Source organism: Flavobacterium sp. N1719 (assembly GCF_025947045.1).
Classification (GTDB): domain Bacteria; phylum Bacteroidota; class Bacteroidia; order Flavobacteriales; family Flavobacteriaceae; genus Flavobacterium; species Flavobacterium stagni.
Genome location: NZ_CP109993.1, coordinates 775,090 through 790,381, shown reverse-complemented (window position 1 = coordinate 790,381; position 15,292 = coordinate 775,090). Strand labels below are relative to the sequence as shown.

The following is a 15,292-nucleotide window of genomic DNA, read 5'->3' as shown; positions in this document are numbered from 1 at the left end:
AAAAACGGCTCAGAAATGGGTGGTTTTTTTATTTAAAAAATAGGATGAAAATAGATTTAGTTTTTAAAAAACTTTAGATAATCGATTTGTAAATCAGAGAGAATTGATTTTAAAATAATCCATTTTTTACTATAAAATGGTTATTAAGACTGGAGTGAATTTACAAATAAAAACATTTAAACTTATACCTAATCTTACTTTTAAATCAGTAATCAATAAGTCATCTCCTTTTCTAGCATATCTATTGATTTGTTCAAATGCAGCTTTTGTAATTGTATTTCCTTGAACAACAATTGCTTTTTGACCGGGTATTCTTATAGTAAATTCAAGAATATTAAACTTAAAATCAAGATTTTTATCTTCAAAAAATACGCGAACTACTGCATCTTTCAAATTGTTCTTACTCATCCGTAAAATAGGGTCTTTATTAAAGTTTAATGAAGTCAGATGGAGAGGAATATTTTTAATTTTATATACAAAAACTTCTACTTTTTTGGTTTTATTTTTCAAAACTATTTGAACAGAAATATTGAGTTCTGTACCTGCACCTGGGTTAATTTCAAATGTATTTTTTGAAGTTGATTTTAGGCCTAATCCTGAAACAGAAAATAACAACGAATTGGGTACTTCGATACTAAATTTATTAGACAATCCACGATAAACAACACGACAATCTTGGTTTACAATCCATTCCGAAGTGTGTTTGATGATTGACAAAGTATCCTTCTGTGCAAAACTAAAAAAGGATATAAAAAGAAAAAAACTAGTTAGAATTCGTTGCATTTTCAAGCGGTTTACTAATACCTAATTTCTGTTCGATCATTTTCTTTTCGTTCGGAAAGAACCCTTGAACGATTAAAAAACTTCCGAAAATCATTAGGATAACGCTGATTACCCGCTTAATCTTATAAATATTTTTAGGTGTCAATCTAGATTTTAATTGTTTGGCAACTAAAATCTTTAAAATATCTACGGCAAAATAAGTAACAATAATGGTAGCTATAAACAGAATAATTCGGTTGGTTTCCATGTTCAGTTTGGGTCCGAACACGATAATCACACCCATCCAAAACGCTAATACTCCAATATTGATGAAATTCAAAAAGAACCCTTTAAAAAATAAACCTAAGTAGTTATTTTTCTGAATATTATCTTCTTCTACTTGTTCTTCTTCCTGCTTTTTTTGAAAATTTTTCTTCTCTTTGATAAACGAAATAATTCCGTAAACCAACATTAAAATACCACCAAAAACAAACAAAACTGGGTCATCTTTGAGTCGCTCTAAAATTTGATTCGTACTGAAATACGCAATTAGAATAAATACAAAATCACCAAATACCACTCCGGCATCAAAGACCATAGCCGCACGAAATCCCTTGGTAATACTGGTTTCTAACAAAACAAAAAATACAGGCCCAATCGTAAAGGCTAATAAAAATCCCCAAGGTATGGCAGCAAGTATATCGTTTAACATGAATAGGATTTGGTTGAAATAAGAAAGGAAGTAAAGATATTTCTTTTCGGACAAAATCCAAAAAATACCCTTACTTCCTTAATAAGTCTACACTTATTTTACTTGACGAATGGTTCCGCCAGCAATCGTCTTTTCATTGATCTGCTTCGGATTCCCATAAATTGAAATGGTTCCTCCGGCTCTAATTTTAGCATCCACCAAATCCGTGGCATAAATAGCGGCATCACCACCGGCATTTCCCGTAATTGTTGTTTGTTCGGTAACCAATTTTTCAGCTTGATACACACCACCTGAATTCACAATAACCTCTTGATTTTTCGCTTTTCCAGTCAATGTTACTTGGGAACCATTAGCAGTTCGCGCTGATAATTTTGAAACCTCTAAAGTTAAATCCACCTGTGCTCCTTCTTTGGCAATTAAATCAAAAAGCATCGCTTTAATTGTAGTTTCGCAACTGATATGCGATCCTTCATTGGCTTCCACTGCTTCTAATTTTTTAAAATATACAGTAGCTGAAATGCCATCACCTGAAAGCATTTTCGTTAAAGGCATCCGAATTTTTAATTCGCCATTTTTATTAACGACTTCAACTTCATTGGCATCACCACCAGACAAAATAACTTTGTTTTCATTACCTTGAACCAACATTACATCAATTTGATCAAAGGCGGTTACTTTGGTAAAATCACCAACTTTTTTTTCAATTTGAGCAAAAGCTAACGAACTGAAAGCTAATGCTACTAAAAGTATTTTTTTCATGTTTGTACGATTTGGAGTTATTCATTTTTTCGCAAATAGGTAAAGTCTAATTGTTTTTTTACTAAATCTGCATTTTTAACTTTAACGAAAACTTCGTCACCTAATTGTAATAATCCTTTATACATTTCACCTACGTAGGCATATTGTTTCTCGTCAAAAACGTAGTAATCTTCTTTGATGTCGCGCACACGAACCATGCCTTCACATTTATTTTCCACAATTTCGACATAAATTCCCCATTCAGTAACTCCAGAAATTACCCCTAAGAATTCCTGATCCATGTGGTCTTTCATGTACTTCACCTGCATGTATTTCACAGAATCCCGTTCGGCATTGGCTGCTAATATTTCCATGTCGGTGGAATGCTCACATTTTTCTTCAAATTCTTCTTCATTCACACTCTTTCCACCATCCAAATAATGTTGCAACAAACGATGCGCCATGACATCAGGATAACGACGAATAGGCGAAGTAAAATGACTGTAATAATCAAATGCTAATCCGTAATGTCCAATGTTTTCAGTAGAATAGCGGGCCTTACTCATCGCACGAATCGCTAAAGTATCCACCAAATTCTGTTCTTTACGACCGTTAACTTCAGCCAACAAATCATTCAACGATTTTGAAATTGTTTGTTTTGTTTTGAAGTTAATCGAATAGCCAAACTTCGAAATGACGGATTGCAACCCAATTAATTTATCTTCATTGGGTTCGTCGTGAATACGGTAAATAAAGGTTTTCTTTTGTTTACCAATGAATTCAGCCACTTTTCGGTTGGCCAACAACATAAATTCTTCAATTAAGAAATTGGCATCTTTGGAAACCTTGAAATACACACCAGTCGGTTCATCATTTTCATTCAAATTGAATTTAACTTCCACTTTATCAAATGAAATCGCTCCGGCTGCCATTCGTTTTTGACGCATAATTTGCGCTAAATCCTGCATTTTTAATACCGCTTCCACAATAGGAGCTGGGACTTGGTAGTCTTTACCGGTTAGCGAAGTTTTAGCCGGAATCACATCCGACTTCGTTTCAATAATATGCTGGGCTTCTTCGTAGGCAAAACGTTGATCAGAATAAATCACCGTTCGACCAAACCATTGATTCACCAGTTCCGCTTTGTTATTCAATTCAAATACCGCTGAAAACGTATATTTCTCTTCATGTGGACGTAACGAACAGGCAAAATTAGACAAGACTTCAGGCAACATCGGAACCACACGATCCACCAAATACACCGAAGTTGCCCGTTTATAGGCTTCATCATCCAAGATAGTTCCTTCTTTCACATAATGCGAAACATCCGCAATGTGCACACCAATTTCATAATTTCCGTTGGCTAACACTTGAAACGACAAGGCATCGTCAAAGTCTTTGGCATCTCTCGGGTCAATCGTAAACGTGAGAATGTCACGCATATCGCGACGTTTTGCAATTTCAGCTTCGGTAATGGACGTATCAATTTTATTCGCATAAGCGTCCACTTCAATCGGAAAATCATAGGGGAGACCGTATTCGGCTAAAATCGCATGAATTTCAGTATTATGCTCACCAGGTTTTCCAAGTACTTTTATAACCGAACCAAAAGGAGAATCGGCTTTTTTTGGCCAATCTTCCAATCGAACCAAAACTACATCGCCATGCTCTGCATCGTTTAATTTATTTTTCGGAATAAAAATATCCGTATACATTTTGGCATTTGCTGTAGTTACGAAACCAAAATTCTTTTGTACATCGACTACTCCGACGAATTCCATTTTGGCGCGTTCTAAGATTTCAACGACTTCCGCTTCCGGTTTTCGAGAAGCACGTTTGTTGTACACATACACTTTTACACGATCACCATCCAATGCATGATTCAAATTCACAAACGGAATAAATACATCGTCTTCCAATTCGTCACAAACAAAATATCCCGTTTTGCGAGATGTCATGTCCACCAGACCTTCGTAGTATTCTTTACTACTGGATTGTACAAGATACTTCCCAGGTTCAGTTTCAATAATTAGTTTTTGTGACGCTAAGATTTTAAGATCTTTGATAATCTCGTTGCGACTTTTGGTATCATTCAATTCTAAAATCGCAGCAATCTGTTTGTAGTTAAAAGGCTTATTCGGATTCTTAGATAATATTTTAAAGATTTTTTCGGAAAAAGTTTTGTTCTTTTTCCCGAACTTTTTTGGGTTTTTAGGCATACTTCATATTCTTTTACGGTTGAAAATTACGAAATACTATTCAGTTCCTTCAGTAAAAAAGAAGTTTTAATAGGAATATAACATTTGCATTTTGGTTTTCATGTACCTTTGAACTACTGCAATGTATTCTTATGACGGACTTTATCACGATTGCTATCTTTCATTTACCACAAGAAACCTACATTCTCAAAACCCTTTTGGAACGGGAAAATATTCCTCACTTTTTTGAAAACGAAACCATCGTTTCTGTCGATCCTTTTGCGAGTATCGCTTTGGGTGGCATCAAACTCAAAGTCCATCCCAACGATCAAGAACGAACACAACAGTTAATTGACAATCTCAACAATCCGTTACATATCGTTTAAAATCTATTTTTAAAAATCAAAGGTTTTCAACAACTACTAAAAACAAAAAAAACATTCTTTTAATTTTTAAAAATTTATGATGGTTATTATAGGGTGTTGATAATGATGAAAACTTTTGTTGCTTTTATTTTTTTGAAAAGTTATCCAAACTTTTACACGGATATTAACACATTTTAAAAATGGTAAAAGGCTTAAAATGAATAAAATTTTGGTTTTTATTAACAGTTGTCAACAACCAAAAATAAAGTTCTTTTTTTGAAAACTTTTAAAAAGAAAATCTGTTGAAAAACCCATTTTTGATGTCAATAATTTTTCCAAAAAAAGCCAAAAGTTTATTTGTATTTCTCATTTCGATTTTAGCTTATAAAAATTTGTTTGCACCTTTAAAAAAGTTCCCATTTTCTATTTAAAATTATTAACAATTCATGTTAATTTAAAGTTATCTGAAAATCAGCGTATTGTAAATTACTATTAACAGCCGTAAAAATTACTTCTTTAAAGTGTTGAAAATCAATATTTTATTAAAATTTCATCGAATCCCGAAAATCCTTAATGTCCTGATCCAGAATTTTGTAGTCCAGTTTTCCACCTCTTTTTTTAAGATGCTCCAAAATCACAAAACTGCGTTCAATTTTGAGCTGTGAATTTTTAATTTTATTAATCAAATGTATCAGCGTTCGCTGTTTTCCAGGTGTCAATTTATGAAACCAATCACTCCCTTCCGGATCACTAAATAATACCTCCCGAAATTCCTCCGAAATCTCCATTCCGTATTTGGATTTGTCCACTTCCATTCGCACCTGAATCCAATCACCCAAAACCATTCCGTGCTGTTTTAAAATCGCCTGATTTAATAAGATAAAATGGTAGCCGTCTTTCGGCATCATCCCTGAATGAATTCGCAAGGTTTGATTTAAATAACAAATTACCCGTTTGTCTTTACACTGAGCGTTTAGGATTTCAAAAATCGGCTGTGGAATTTTAAAATGCGGTCCGTAACCGACTGAACTCGCTTCAAATGACTCCAATAACGCTTCGAATTCCATCCTAAGAAGTTTTTTTCAAAGGTAGTAGCTGCCCGTAGCATTATTCCCTAACTTTGTCAAAAGAAATAAACAACACAATCAACAACCCATGAAAATTTCAATTGGCAACGACCACGCCGGACCCGAGTACAAAAAAGCAATTGTAGACTATTTAACTGCACAAGGACACGAAGTCACTAACTATGGAACCGATACCTTCGACAGTGTCGATTATCCTGATTTTGGTCACCCCGTAGCTACAGATGTTGAACAAGGCCATGCCGATTTCGGAATTGTAATCTGCGGTTCGGGCAACGGAATCAATATGACGGTCAATAAGCACCAAGGCATTCGCGCCGCCTTGTGTTGGACCAAAGAAATTGCCGCTTTAGCACGCCAACATAACGATGCTAATATTATCAGTATTCCCGCGCGTTTTACCGCCATTCCGCAAGTAATCGAAATGGTCGATACCTTTTTAAAAACCCCCTTTGAAGGCGGACGTCACCAAAACCGCGTTCAAAAAATCGCCTGTTCCTAACATGCTCAACCAACTCCAAACTGTTTCTAAAGTTATCTTTGCCACACGCTTAACGGCGTTGGGTACATTCGTATTGGGAACGGTTTTGATGTTGTCGTTTTATTATAACCCAGTGGGTGGTGTCATTTATATGTCTTTATTTTACATCATCTCCATGCTTTTTTTAAATGGTTATTTCGCTGTTCGATTATTGCAACTATTCTTTGAATCTGCCCAATCGCGTCCAAAAATAATCCAGACGTGGGGGATTTTAATACTCAACATTCCCGTTGGCTATTTTTACATCCAATGGGGTTTGGAAATCTACCAAAACGCAACTCCCGTTAATTAACCATGGAAACCCATTCCCACATCCATAAACACGAAGTCAAAGGGAAAAATCTAGGGTTGTCCATTATCCTAAACCTAACTATTACTATCGCGCAAGCCATTGGCGGATGGCTTTCAGGAAGTTTAGCATTGCTCTCCGATGCGCTTCACAATTTTTCCGACGTACTCACGCTAATCTTCAGTTGGATTGCCCATCGTTTAGCCCATAAAAAAGCAACACAACGCGCTACTTTTGGCTACAAACGGGCCGAACTCATCGCCGCTTTTGTCAATGCGGCTACCCTTATTATCGTTGCAATATTCCTGATTTACGGTTCGATTCACCGTTTTTTCCATCCCGAAAAAGTAGTATCAGAAACCGTAATTTGGCTCGCCTTACTTGGCATTGCTGTCAACGGTATTTCAGCTTTTGCCCTGCAAAAAGATGCCGCCCATAATTTAAATATGAAATCGGCTTACCTGCATTTGTTCACTGATATGATGGCTTCTGTGGCGGTTTTAGCCGGCGGACTCCTCATGAAATTCTTCAATTGGTATTGGGTGGATAGTGTGTTGTCCTTCGGAATTTCGATCTACTTAATCATTGTGGGCGGAAAGTTACTGCTCGAATCCACGCAAATGCTTATGCTGTTTACCCCAAAATCCATCGACATTAAATCAGTCACCGCCGATATCGAAGCGATTGCAGGTATTAAAACCGTTCATCATGTGCACGTTTGGAGTCTCAACGATGACGAGCACCACCTCGAAGCGCATATCGATTGTACCCAGGATATTTCGATTCAGGCGTTTAACCAACTTTTGGATCAAATCGAACAGCTGCTTTTGGAAAAATACAACATCAATCATTGTACGATCCAGCCTGAGTTTCGCCGCCACGATTCCAAAGAAACCATCGTGCAAGATTAATTTTTGGGCGTATCCCCTCGGAAAAAACTTCAGGGGAACCCTTTGTTTTTCCTCACGGTCGGGCCATTGGGAGTCGCTTCCCTCGTAACCTCGGGAGAGCTCCAACAATCCCGCTGTCCCTTACGCGGCTTCCTGCTCCTTTTCACGTTTGATTTCCCTTTCTATTTTCTTTTTCAAATTCTGTTTTTCCCGTACATTTAGCGTCCTAGAATTAAAGATTACTATGACGTCTATTCAGTTTATACAAAACCAATTACAACTTCCTACTACCGCAGTCAAAGGGATAGAAGCCACACTCCAACTCCTTTCCGAAGATTGTACCATTCCCTTCATCGCCCGTTACCGTAAAGACAAAACGGGTAATTTGGATGAGGTCGTGATCGAATCCATTGCCAAACTCAATAAACAGTTTGCCGAAATTTTAAAACGCAAGGAAAGTGTATTGAACTCGATTGAGGAACAAGGACAATTGAGTCCGGACCTCAAAACCAAAATCGAGAACAGTTTTGACCTGCAGGAAATCGAGGATTTGTATTTACCCTACAAAAAGAAGAAAAAAACCAAAGCCGATGTGGCGCGTGAAAACGGTCTCGAACCCTTAGCCAAAATCATCATGTCCCAAAATACGGACGACATGGAATATTTGGCCTCCAAATACCTCAATAAAAATGTAGTCAACGAAGACGAAGCTTTGCAAGGTGCGCGCGACATTATCGCCGAATGGATCAATGAAAATATCTATGTGCGTAAAAATCTGCGCCGATTGTTTCAACGCAAAGCAACCATCACCACCAAAGTCGCCAAAGGCAAAGAAAACGAGGAGAATGCACAGAAGTTTTCCCAGTATTTCGATTGGTCCGAACCGATTTCCAAAGCGCCTTCCCATCGTTTGTTAGCCATGTTGCGCGCCGAAGCCGAAGGCTATATTAAATTCAATGTTGCTATCGAAAAAGAAGAAGCACTGGAATTCATTGAAGAAGCCATCATCAAACGCAATAACGATACAACTCACCATTTGGAATTGGCCATCAAAGACAGTTATAAACGACTTTTGGAACCCGCTATTTCGAATGAAGTGTTGCAAGAAGCCAAATTGAAAGCCGATAGCAAAGCAATTGATGTGTTTTCAGAAAATTTGCGTCAGCTCCTTTTGGCGCCACCACTGGGAGAAAAACGGGTCTTGGCAATCGATCCGGGGTTTCGTACCGGTTGTAAAATCGTTTGTTTAGACGAGCAAGGCGATTTGTTGTACAACGAAACCATTTATCCCCATGCGCCGCAAAACGAAACGGCTATGGCGATGAAAAAAGTCAAATCGATGGTCAATGCCTACAACATTGAAGCGATTTCTATCGGCAACGGTACGGCGAGTCGGGAAACCGAATTTTTCATCAAAAAAATTGCATTTGACAAACCGGTGCAAGTTTTTGTAGTATCCGAAGCCGGTGCTTCGGTCTATTCAGCGAGTAAAATCGCCCGGGAAGAATTTCCCAATTACGATGTTACTGTACGGGGTTCGGTATCCATCGGTCGCCGTTTGTGCGACCCGTTAGCGGAGTTGGTAAAAATTGATCCCAAGTCGATAGGAGTAGGGCAGTACCAACACGATGTGGACCAAACAAAATTAAAAGAAGAATTGGATAACACCGTGATGCGCTGCGTAAATTCTGTAGGGATCAACATCAATACCGCAAGTAAAGCCTTATTGAGTTATGTGAGCGGAATCGGAGAAAAAATGGCCGAAAACATTGTCAAGTTTCGTTCAGAAAATGGGCCTTTTGAAGACCGCAATCAATTAAAAAAAGTACCACGTTTGGGCGATAAAGCGTTTCAACAAGCTGCAGCCTTTATCCGAATTAAAGACGGTAAAAATCCGTTGGATAATTCAGCGGTGCATCCCGAATCGTACAAAGTTGTGGAAAAAATGGCTAAAGATTTAGGGATTCAAGTGGGCGATCTCATTGCCAATAAACCCAAAATTGCCCAAATCAAACCCGAAAACTACGTGAATGACACGGTCGGAATTTTAGGCGTAAAAGATATTTTAAAAGAATTAGAAAAACCGGGCTTAGATCCGCGTAAAGCCGCTAAAGTTTTTGAATTTGATCCTAATGTAAAATCCATTACCGATTTACGTTCGGGGATGATTTTACCCGGCATTGTCAATAACATCACCGCGTTTGGTTGTTTTGTTGACGTCGGGATAAAGGAAAGTGGCTTGGTTCATATTTCCCAACTCAAAGCAGGTTTTGTTTCCGATGTGAATGAAGTGGTTAAAATGCACCAGCATGTGCAAGTGAAAGTCGTTGAGGTGGACGAAGTCCGAAAACGCATTCAACTCACCATGGTATTATAATTGAAAAACCCGAATTCAAAAGAGTTCGGGTTTTTTGTTTTCGTCGCAAGTGTGCTAATGGTTGTTTTTGTTAGGATTCGTTGTATGAGACAATCCGCGTGGCAAATAATGATTTCTTTTTCATAGCAATCTTTTTTAAGATGCGCAATGTTGAAAAAGGTTGCGTGTTAATTTAAAAAAAAATCACCGCATCTTTTGCGGTGATTCTAATGTTTTAAAATTCAGCGGTTTGATTAGCGTTTTTCTTCCTCCTGCATACGTTTTAAATATCCTGATTTTTTTCCCATAAAATAGCCAATGATAAAACTGACAATAATTGGAGCGACAAAAAGGATAAATAAAAGAATGATTTCAGTAGGTCCCACGCGTCCCATAGGCTAGTATTTTAATTATTTTGCTTCCTCTTTGGAATCTTCTTTCGCTTTGTCTTCTCCTTTAGCAGCGTCTTTAAATTCTTTTACACCCGCTCCTAAACCTTTCATTAATTCCGGAATTTTTTTACCTCCAAATAAAAGTAAAACAACGACTAAAATGACGATCCATTCGGTTGGTCCCATTCTTCCCATAGTATTGATATTTTGTGCTTTCGCAGTTTTTTAATTCTAATAAGGTAACAAAGGTAAATAAAAAAAGTAACGGGTTGTGTTTTAAGGATAAGATTTCACGTTAAAGTTCGTTAATCCCTTACCGTTATCTCCCGTCACATTTGTTATATTTGTGAAATTAATCGCGATTTATGTCGGCTAAAAAACTCAAGAAAAAAGAACGTCTCAAGAAACATTTGTTTACCAAAAACAGATTGGTCATTTTGAACGACGAAACCTTCGAAGAACTTTTTTCATTACGACTCACCTTAATGAATGTTTTTGTGGTGGCAGGAGTAGGGGCCATACTTATCATCTTTGTAACCACTTTCATCATTGCTTTTACACCACTTCGCGAATACATTCCGGGTTATCCTTCTACCGAGTTAAAGCGGAATGCCACAGAACTAGCACTGAAATCCGATTCGCTAGAATTTGCCATTAAAAAAAATGAAGCCTATTTACAATCGATTCAGAAAGTGTTGAATGGAAATTTAGAATATGCCAAAGTCAACAAAGATTCGATATTAGCTATTGCTGTCGACACTTTACCCGATTTACAATTGACGCCAAGTGAGAAGGAATTGGAATTGCGAAAAGAAGTTGAATCGGAGGAACAATTGGCAAAAGAAAAAACGAATAAAAAAGGCAAAAAATAATGTCATTAAAGTCCCTAGCAGCAAAAATTTTTGCCCATAAAATTCATAATGACACCCAGAAATGGGCGCAACGGCCCGTGGAAACCCAACAAAAGGTGTTTCGTGATTTGATTCGCCAAGCTCAAACTACCGCTTTTGGAAAAGACCATCATTTTGATCAAATACACTCCCATGCCGATTTTGTAAAACACGTTCCCATTCGGGATTATGAACAATTAAAATCGTATGTAGACCGTGTAGTTCATGGAGAAGAAAATGTATTATGGAAAGGAAAACCCTTGTATTTTGCCAAAACATCGGGGACAACATCGGGCGCTAAATACATTCCCTTAACCAAAGAATCCATGCCGTTTCATATTCAAGCGGCGCGTAATGCGATTCTCAGTTATATCCACGAAACAGGGAATGCCGATTTTGTCGATGGAAAAATGATTTTCCTGCAAGGGAGTCCGAAGCTCGAAATGAAAAACGGTATTCAGTTGGGCCGACTTTCAGGAATCGTGGCTCATTATGTTCCAAACTATTTGCAACGCAACCGCTTACCGAGTTGGGAAACCAATTGTATTGAGGATTGGGAGACCAAAGTGGATGCCATTGTTCAAGAGACCATTACTCAGAATATGAGTGTGATTTCAGGGATTCCAAGTTGGGTGCAAATGTATTTTGAAAAATTAGTGAAAACCGCTGGAAAACCCGTAGGGGAGTTGTTTCCCAATTTTAATTTATTCATTTATGGCGGCGTTAATTACGAACCTTATCGCGCCAAATTTGAACAGTTAATGGGACGAAAAGTAGATGCGATCGAACTCTTTCCTGCTTCGGAAGGGTTTTTTGCGTATCAAGATTCCCAAAAAGAAAAAGGCATGTTGTTGCTCTTGAATTCGGGTATCTTTTACGAGTTTGTCAAAGCAGATGAATTTTTTAACGCAAACCCAAGAAGGTATACCATTGGCGAAGTGGAATTAGGCATCAATTATGTGATGTTGCTTTCGACCAATGCGGGTTTGTGGTGTTATAATATTGGGGATACCGTTCAATTTACCAGTTTGTCGCCGTATCGCGTCATTGTTTCAGGTCGAATCAAACATTTTATTTCGGCTTTTGGCGAACATGTGATTGGCAAAGAAGTAGAGGAAGCCTTGCGCCAATCGGTGGAAGGAACGACTGTTCGAATCAACGAATTTACTGTGGCGCCCCAAATTACTCCAAAAGAAGGATTGCCGTATCATGAATGGTTGATTGAATTTGAAAATGCTCCTGAAGATTTGGAGGCTTTTACCTTAAAAATCGACCAAGCCATGCGGCAACAAAATGTGTATTATGACGATTTGATTACCGGAAATGTACTCCGAACCGTTGTGATTACTCCTGTTGCATCCAATGGTTTTCAAACCTATATGAAGTCCATAGGGAAATTGGGTGGACAAAATAAAATACCCCGATTAGCCAACGACCGTACTATTGCGGATCAATTGCCTCTACTATGAAAAAGCTCCTATTTATCCTACTATTGCCACTATTTGCGGCAGCACAAATCAAAGGAATTGTCAAAGATAGTTTGACCAACCAACCCATTCCGTATGTTAATATTTGGGTTGAAGGCGAACAAATCAGCGGAACGACAGAAGATAACGGGACTTTTCAATTGCCACAAACCGGAAAGGGAACTTTTTTAGTTTTTACATCGGTAGGTTATGTAAAAAAACGCGTTCCTTTTGCAGAAGCCGCTACCGTTCATTTACAACCGGACGAGTATATTTTGCAAGAAGTGACCATTTCTGGCCAAAAGAGCACCAAAGAATTGGAAATCGGAATTCGGAGAAACACAGCTTATCAAGCGTTTGATAACGGACCTAAAATTGAAACGAAGTTTTTCCCTTATTTAGATGCTTATAAAAAAACGAAATACATCAAGAAAGTCAGGATTCAAACCGACAGTAAATTGGATTCCGCTTTGGTGAAATTGCATTTTTATACAGTCGATGAAAACGGATATCCCGGCAAAGAGTTGTTGAAAAAAGATTTGATTATTGCAGTAAAAAATGGAGTTACCAATATGAAAGTGGATATATCCGATTACCATTTAGTGATGCCAAAATCGGGCGTTTTTGTAGGGTATGAAAAATTATTGATTGAACGGAATAAGATTGAAAAAACAATAACCGATCCGAATTCAGGGAATACGAGAGTGCAACGTACCTATTATCCATTCATTTTGTATTGTTTTGTGGAAAGTGAAGCACAATTTGTGTATTCGGGCGGAAAATGGGTGAAAAAAACGCCCGCTAGCGAAGGTTCAGATAATCAAAAGATAACAGTTTTTGAACCGGCAATTAACCTGATTTTATCGAACTAACGCCAAAATCACTACCTTTGCGGGTTAGTAAAAATATTTTAATGAAAGAAATTAAAAACATTTCGCGCTCCAGAGCGCAAGAGTCCTCGGCAGCTATCGAGCGACTGTACATTACAATGCGTCATTTGTTCAACCGTGGTTTTTACAAACCGATGGGGGTTTCCGGTGATACATTACGAGAGGCTTTATTACAGCTTCGCCCCGAAATTTACGGCAGTATCGCCGATGAGAAAGTAGAATTAAACGGTCTACTTTATGTGATTGAACGTTTACCCATTGGAATCGAAGAATGCCGCTACATCAACTTAACTTCGGATGAAGGCTATTCCAAATCGCATTTCAAACCGATCATTCCGCCCAAGCGTCGTCGCAATTGTTACCGTATAGATGACGAACAGATGAATGTGGAAATCACCCGCGGACGTTCCGACATCTATGATATTTTAACTCACCTCACATTTATTTTCATTGAATCGCACAAGATCAAAGATCGCGTATTGTTGGATGATATTGAAGTTGAAGTTACGCGGGATTGGCAAAAAATCGAGCAGGTTGTTTTGCAAGGCAAAAAATTGACCCAAATTGAAAAAGAAGTAGCAATTTCTCATGCCGCCAATGTTTTGGGACGCAGTTTTTCAGAAGTGCTTGATATTTACGATGCCTTTGCAATTCCAGAAAAACCAGATCGTTTTATCCATGTGATTTATTGGTTAGGAAAATTAGCCATTGAAGAAATTGTAGACAACAACAAACGTACGATTACATTCAGTCCAATACTAAGAGAACGTTTAGGACACCATATCCACGGAGAGATTTGGGCCAATACGATCAAACGTACTTTGGATGAAAACGGGTTAATTACTCGTCCGATTCACATTATTAGTGCGAATATGCACAGTGTGATGAATTCCATTTATGCACAATGTGTTTTAGGTGCAAAATATAAAGACAAATCGGAGTATGCGATTTATGAAGATTTGAGTGCTTCCGAAAATAAGGAATTACGCAAGAAAGTGGAAGAATATGCCTTGAAGAACGGTATGATTTCGATGCCGGATACTTCAGGAACCAATATTGACGTACAGTTGTTTGATACGGCAAAAATCGATTGGAAAAAATCAAATTTCCCCAAAGCGAAGATTCAAAGCGAAGCGCCAGTAATAATTGTAATGGATTATGCGTTTGGAGAGCAAGCATTTGAAACGATAGACGAACTTTTGAAACCCTATAAAACTTCGGGAAAAGAAAAGGTTTTACTTAATGTAGAATCGGTTTCTATCATGGGTAAAGCGGGGATTCTTGAGGGAGGAAAAGGCGATATTATGATTCCGAATGCCCACATCAACGAGGGAACGGCGGACAATTATCCTTTTGACAACGAATTGACGAAAGAATTGTTTGAAGGGCATGGCATCCCTGTATATGCGGGTCCGATGATTACCGTTTTGGGAACATCATTACAGAATAAAGATTTGTTGAAATTTTTCCACGAATCCACTTGGGGCGCCATCGGATTGGAAATGGAAGGCGCGTATTATCAAAAAGCCATTCAATCGGCTTCGCGCATTCGTAAAAGCATTAATCCTAATGTAAAAGTTCGCTATGCGTATTATGCATCTGATAATCCTTTAGAGACAGGAAGTACACTGGCATCAGGAGGTTTAGGAACAACAGGAGTAAAACCCACGTATTTGATTACGATTAAAATTTTAGAACAACTATTTAACCTATAATAC

At 38.0% G+C, this 15,292-nt stretch carries 16 protein-coding genes; 9 read left to right on the top strand and 7 right to left on the bottom strand.

The window, feature by feature from the left end; genetic code table 11:
* Nucleotides 1–129: 129 nt before the first annotated feature.
* The 4 genes from OLM45_RS03175 to rnr all read right to left on the bottom strand — a co-directional run bounded on the left by OLM45_RS03175 (nucleotide 130) and on the right by rnr (nucleotide 4,431).
* Nucleotides 130–783, bottom strand: a complete 654-nt coding sequence (locus tag OLM45_RS03175) for a GldM family protein (RefSeq protein WP_264511923.1) — start codon at nucleotides 781–783, stop codon at nucleotides 130–132.
* On the bottom strand, nucleotides 764–1,474 hold the full coding sequence (locus OLM45_RS03170) for a LysE family translocator (protein WP_264511921.1): 711 nt from the start codon (nucleotides 1,472–1,474) through the stop codon (nucleotides 764–766). Before OLM45_RS03170 ends, OLM45_RS03175 begins: the two co-directional genes overlap by 20 nt.
* Nucleotides 1,475–1,567: 93 nt before the next feature.
* Nucleotides 1,568–2,233 carry a head GIN domain-containing protein gene (locus OLM45_RS03165; protein WP_264511919.1) on the bottom strand — a complete coding sequence of 222 codons (666 nt, stop codon included), beginning with the start codon at nucleotides 2,231–2,233 and terminating at the stop codon, nucleotides 1,568–1,570.
* Nucleotides 2,234–2,250: 17 nt separating this feature from the next.
* Nucleotides 2,251–4,431: a ribonuclease R gene (gene rnr / locus OLM45_RS03160; protein ID WP_264511917.1), complete on the bottom strand. Its 2,181-nt coding sequence runs from the start codon at nucleotides 4,429–4,431 to the stop codon at nucleotides 2,251–2,253.
* Between the two features lie 131 nt (nucleotides 4,432–4,562).
* On the opposite strand from rnr, the gene OLM45_RS03155 reads away from it, so the two are divergent.
* Complete coding sequence (locus tag OLM45_RS03155; RefSeq protein ID WP_264511915.1) at nucleotides 4,563–4,796, top strand: DUF2007 domain-containing protein; 234 nt, start codon at nucleotides 4,563–4,565, stop codon at nucleotides 4,794–4,796.
* 521 nt (nucleotides 4,797–5,317) lie between these two features.
* On the opposite strand, the gene OLM45_RS03150 is transcribed toward OLM45_RS03155, so the two are convergent.
* Nucleotides 5,318–5,842, bottom strand: a complete 525-nt coding sequence (locus OLM45_RS03150; protein ID WP_264511914.1) for a YdeI/OmpD-associated family protein — start codon at nucleotides 5,840–5,842, stop codon at nucleotides 5,318–5,320.
* Between the two features lie 88 nt (nucleotides 5,843–5,930).
* Between OLM45_RS03150 and rpiB the strand changes: the two genes are divergently transcribed.
* From rpiB to OLM45_RS03130, 4 genes are all read left to right on the top strand, one after another.
* Nucleotides 5,931–6,362, top strand: a complete 432-nt coding sequence (gene rpiB / locus OLM45_RS03145; RefSeq protein WP_264511912.1) for a ribose 5-phosphate isomerase B — start codon at nucleotides 5,931–5,933, stop codon at nucleotides 6,360–6,362.
* 1 nt (nucleotide 6,363) lies between these two features.
* Nucleotides 6,364–6,693 carry a hypothetical protein gene (locus OLM45_RS03140; protein ID WP_264511910.1) on the top strand — a complete coding sequence of 110 codons (330 nt, stop codon included), beginning with the start codon at nucleotides 6,364–6,366 and terminating at the stop codon, nucleotides 6,691–6,693.
* Nucleotides 6,694–6,695: 2 nt separating this feature from the next.
* A complete protein-coding gene (locus OLM45_RS03135; RefSeq protein WP_264511908.1) occupies nucleotides 6,696–7,601 on the top strand; it encodes a cation diffusion facilitator family transporter in 906 nt (301 codons plus the stop codon).
* A 223-nt stretch (nucleotides 7,602–7,824) separates the two neighbouring features.
* Nucleotides 7,825–9,957 (top strand): Tex family protein, encoded by a 2,133-nt coding sequence (locus OLM45_RS03130; protein ID WP_264511906.1) that lies wholly within the window; start codon nucleotides 7,825–7,827, stop codon nucleotides 9,955–9,957.
* A 233-nt stretch (nucleotides 9,958–10,190) separates the two neighbouring features.
* On the opposite strand, the gene OLM45_RS03125 is transcribed toward OLM45_RS03130, so the two are convergent.
* Together OLM45_RS03125 and tatA are read right to left on the bottom strand one after the other, a co-directional pair.
* The gene (locus OLM45_RS03125; RefSeq protein WP_264511904.1) at nucleotides 10,191–10,331 is read right to left on the bottom strand and encodes a hypothetical protein; all 141 of its coding nucleotides are present in this window, start codon (nucleotides 10,329–10,331) and stop codon (nucleotides 10,191–10,193) included.
* 15 nt (nucleotides 10,332–10,346) lie between these two features.
* Nucleotides 10,347–10,523, bottom strand: a complete 177-nt coding sequence (tatA, locus tag OLM45_RS03120) for a twin-arginine translocase TatA/TatE family subunit (RefSeq protein WP_129460315.1) — start codon at nucleotides 10,521–10,523, stop codon at nucleotides 10,347–10,349.
* Nucleotides 10,524–10,693: 170 nt separating this feature from the next.
* Here tatA and OLM45_RS03115 point away from each other — a divergent pair, with 170 nt between their 5' ends.
* From OLM45_RS03115 to OLM45_RS03100, 4 genes are read left to right on the top strand one after another with little or no spacing between them, the layout of a single operon-like run.
* The gene (locus OLM45_RS03115; protein WP_264511902.1) at nucleotides 10,694–11,200 is read left to right on the top strand and encodes a peptidase; all 507 of its coding nucleotides are present in this window, start codon (nucleotides 10,694–10,696) and stop codon (nucleotides 11,198–11,200) included.
* Nucleotides 11,200–12,687 (top strand): GH3 auxin-responsive promoter family protein, encoded by a 1,488-nt coding sequence (locus OLM45_RS03110; protein ID WP_264511900.1) that lies wholly within the window; start codon nucleotides 11,200–11,202, stop codon nucleotides 12,685–12,687. Before OLM45_RS03115 ends, OLM45_RS03110 begins: the two co-directional genes overlap by 1 nt.
* Entirely contained in the window at nucleotides 12,684–13,556 is an 873-nt protein-coding gene (locus tag OLM45_RS03105) for a carboxypeptidase-like regulatory domain-containing protein (RefSeq protein WP_264511898.1), read from the top strand. The genes OLM45_RS03110 and OLM45_RS03105 overlap by 4 nt, the downstream gene beginning before the upstream one ends.
* 41 nt (nucleotides 13,557–13,597) lie before the next feature.
* Complete coding sequence (locus OLM45_RS03100) at nucleotides 13,598–15,289, top strand: DUF6909 family protein (RefSeq protein WP_264511896.1); 1,692 nt, start codon at nucleotides 13,598–13,600, stop codon at nucleotides 15,287–15,289.
* Nucleotides 15,290–15,292 lie beyond the last annotated feature (3 nt).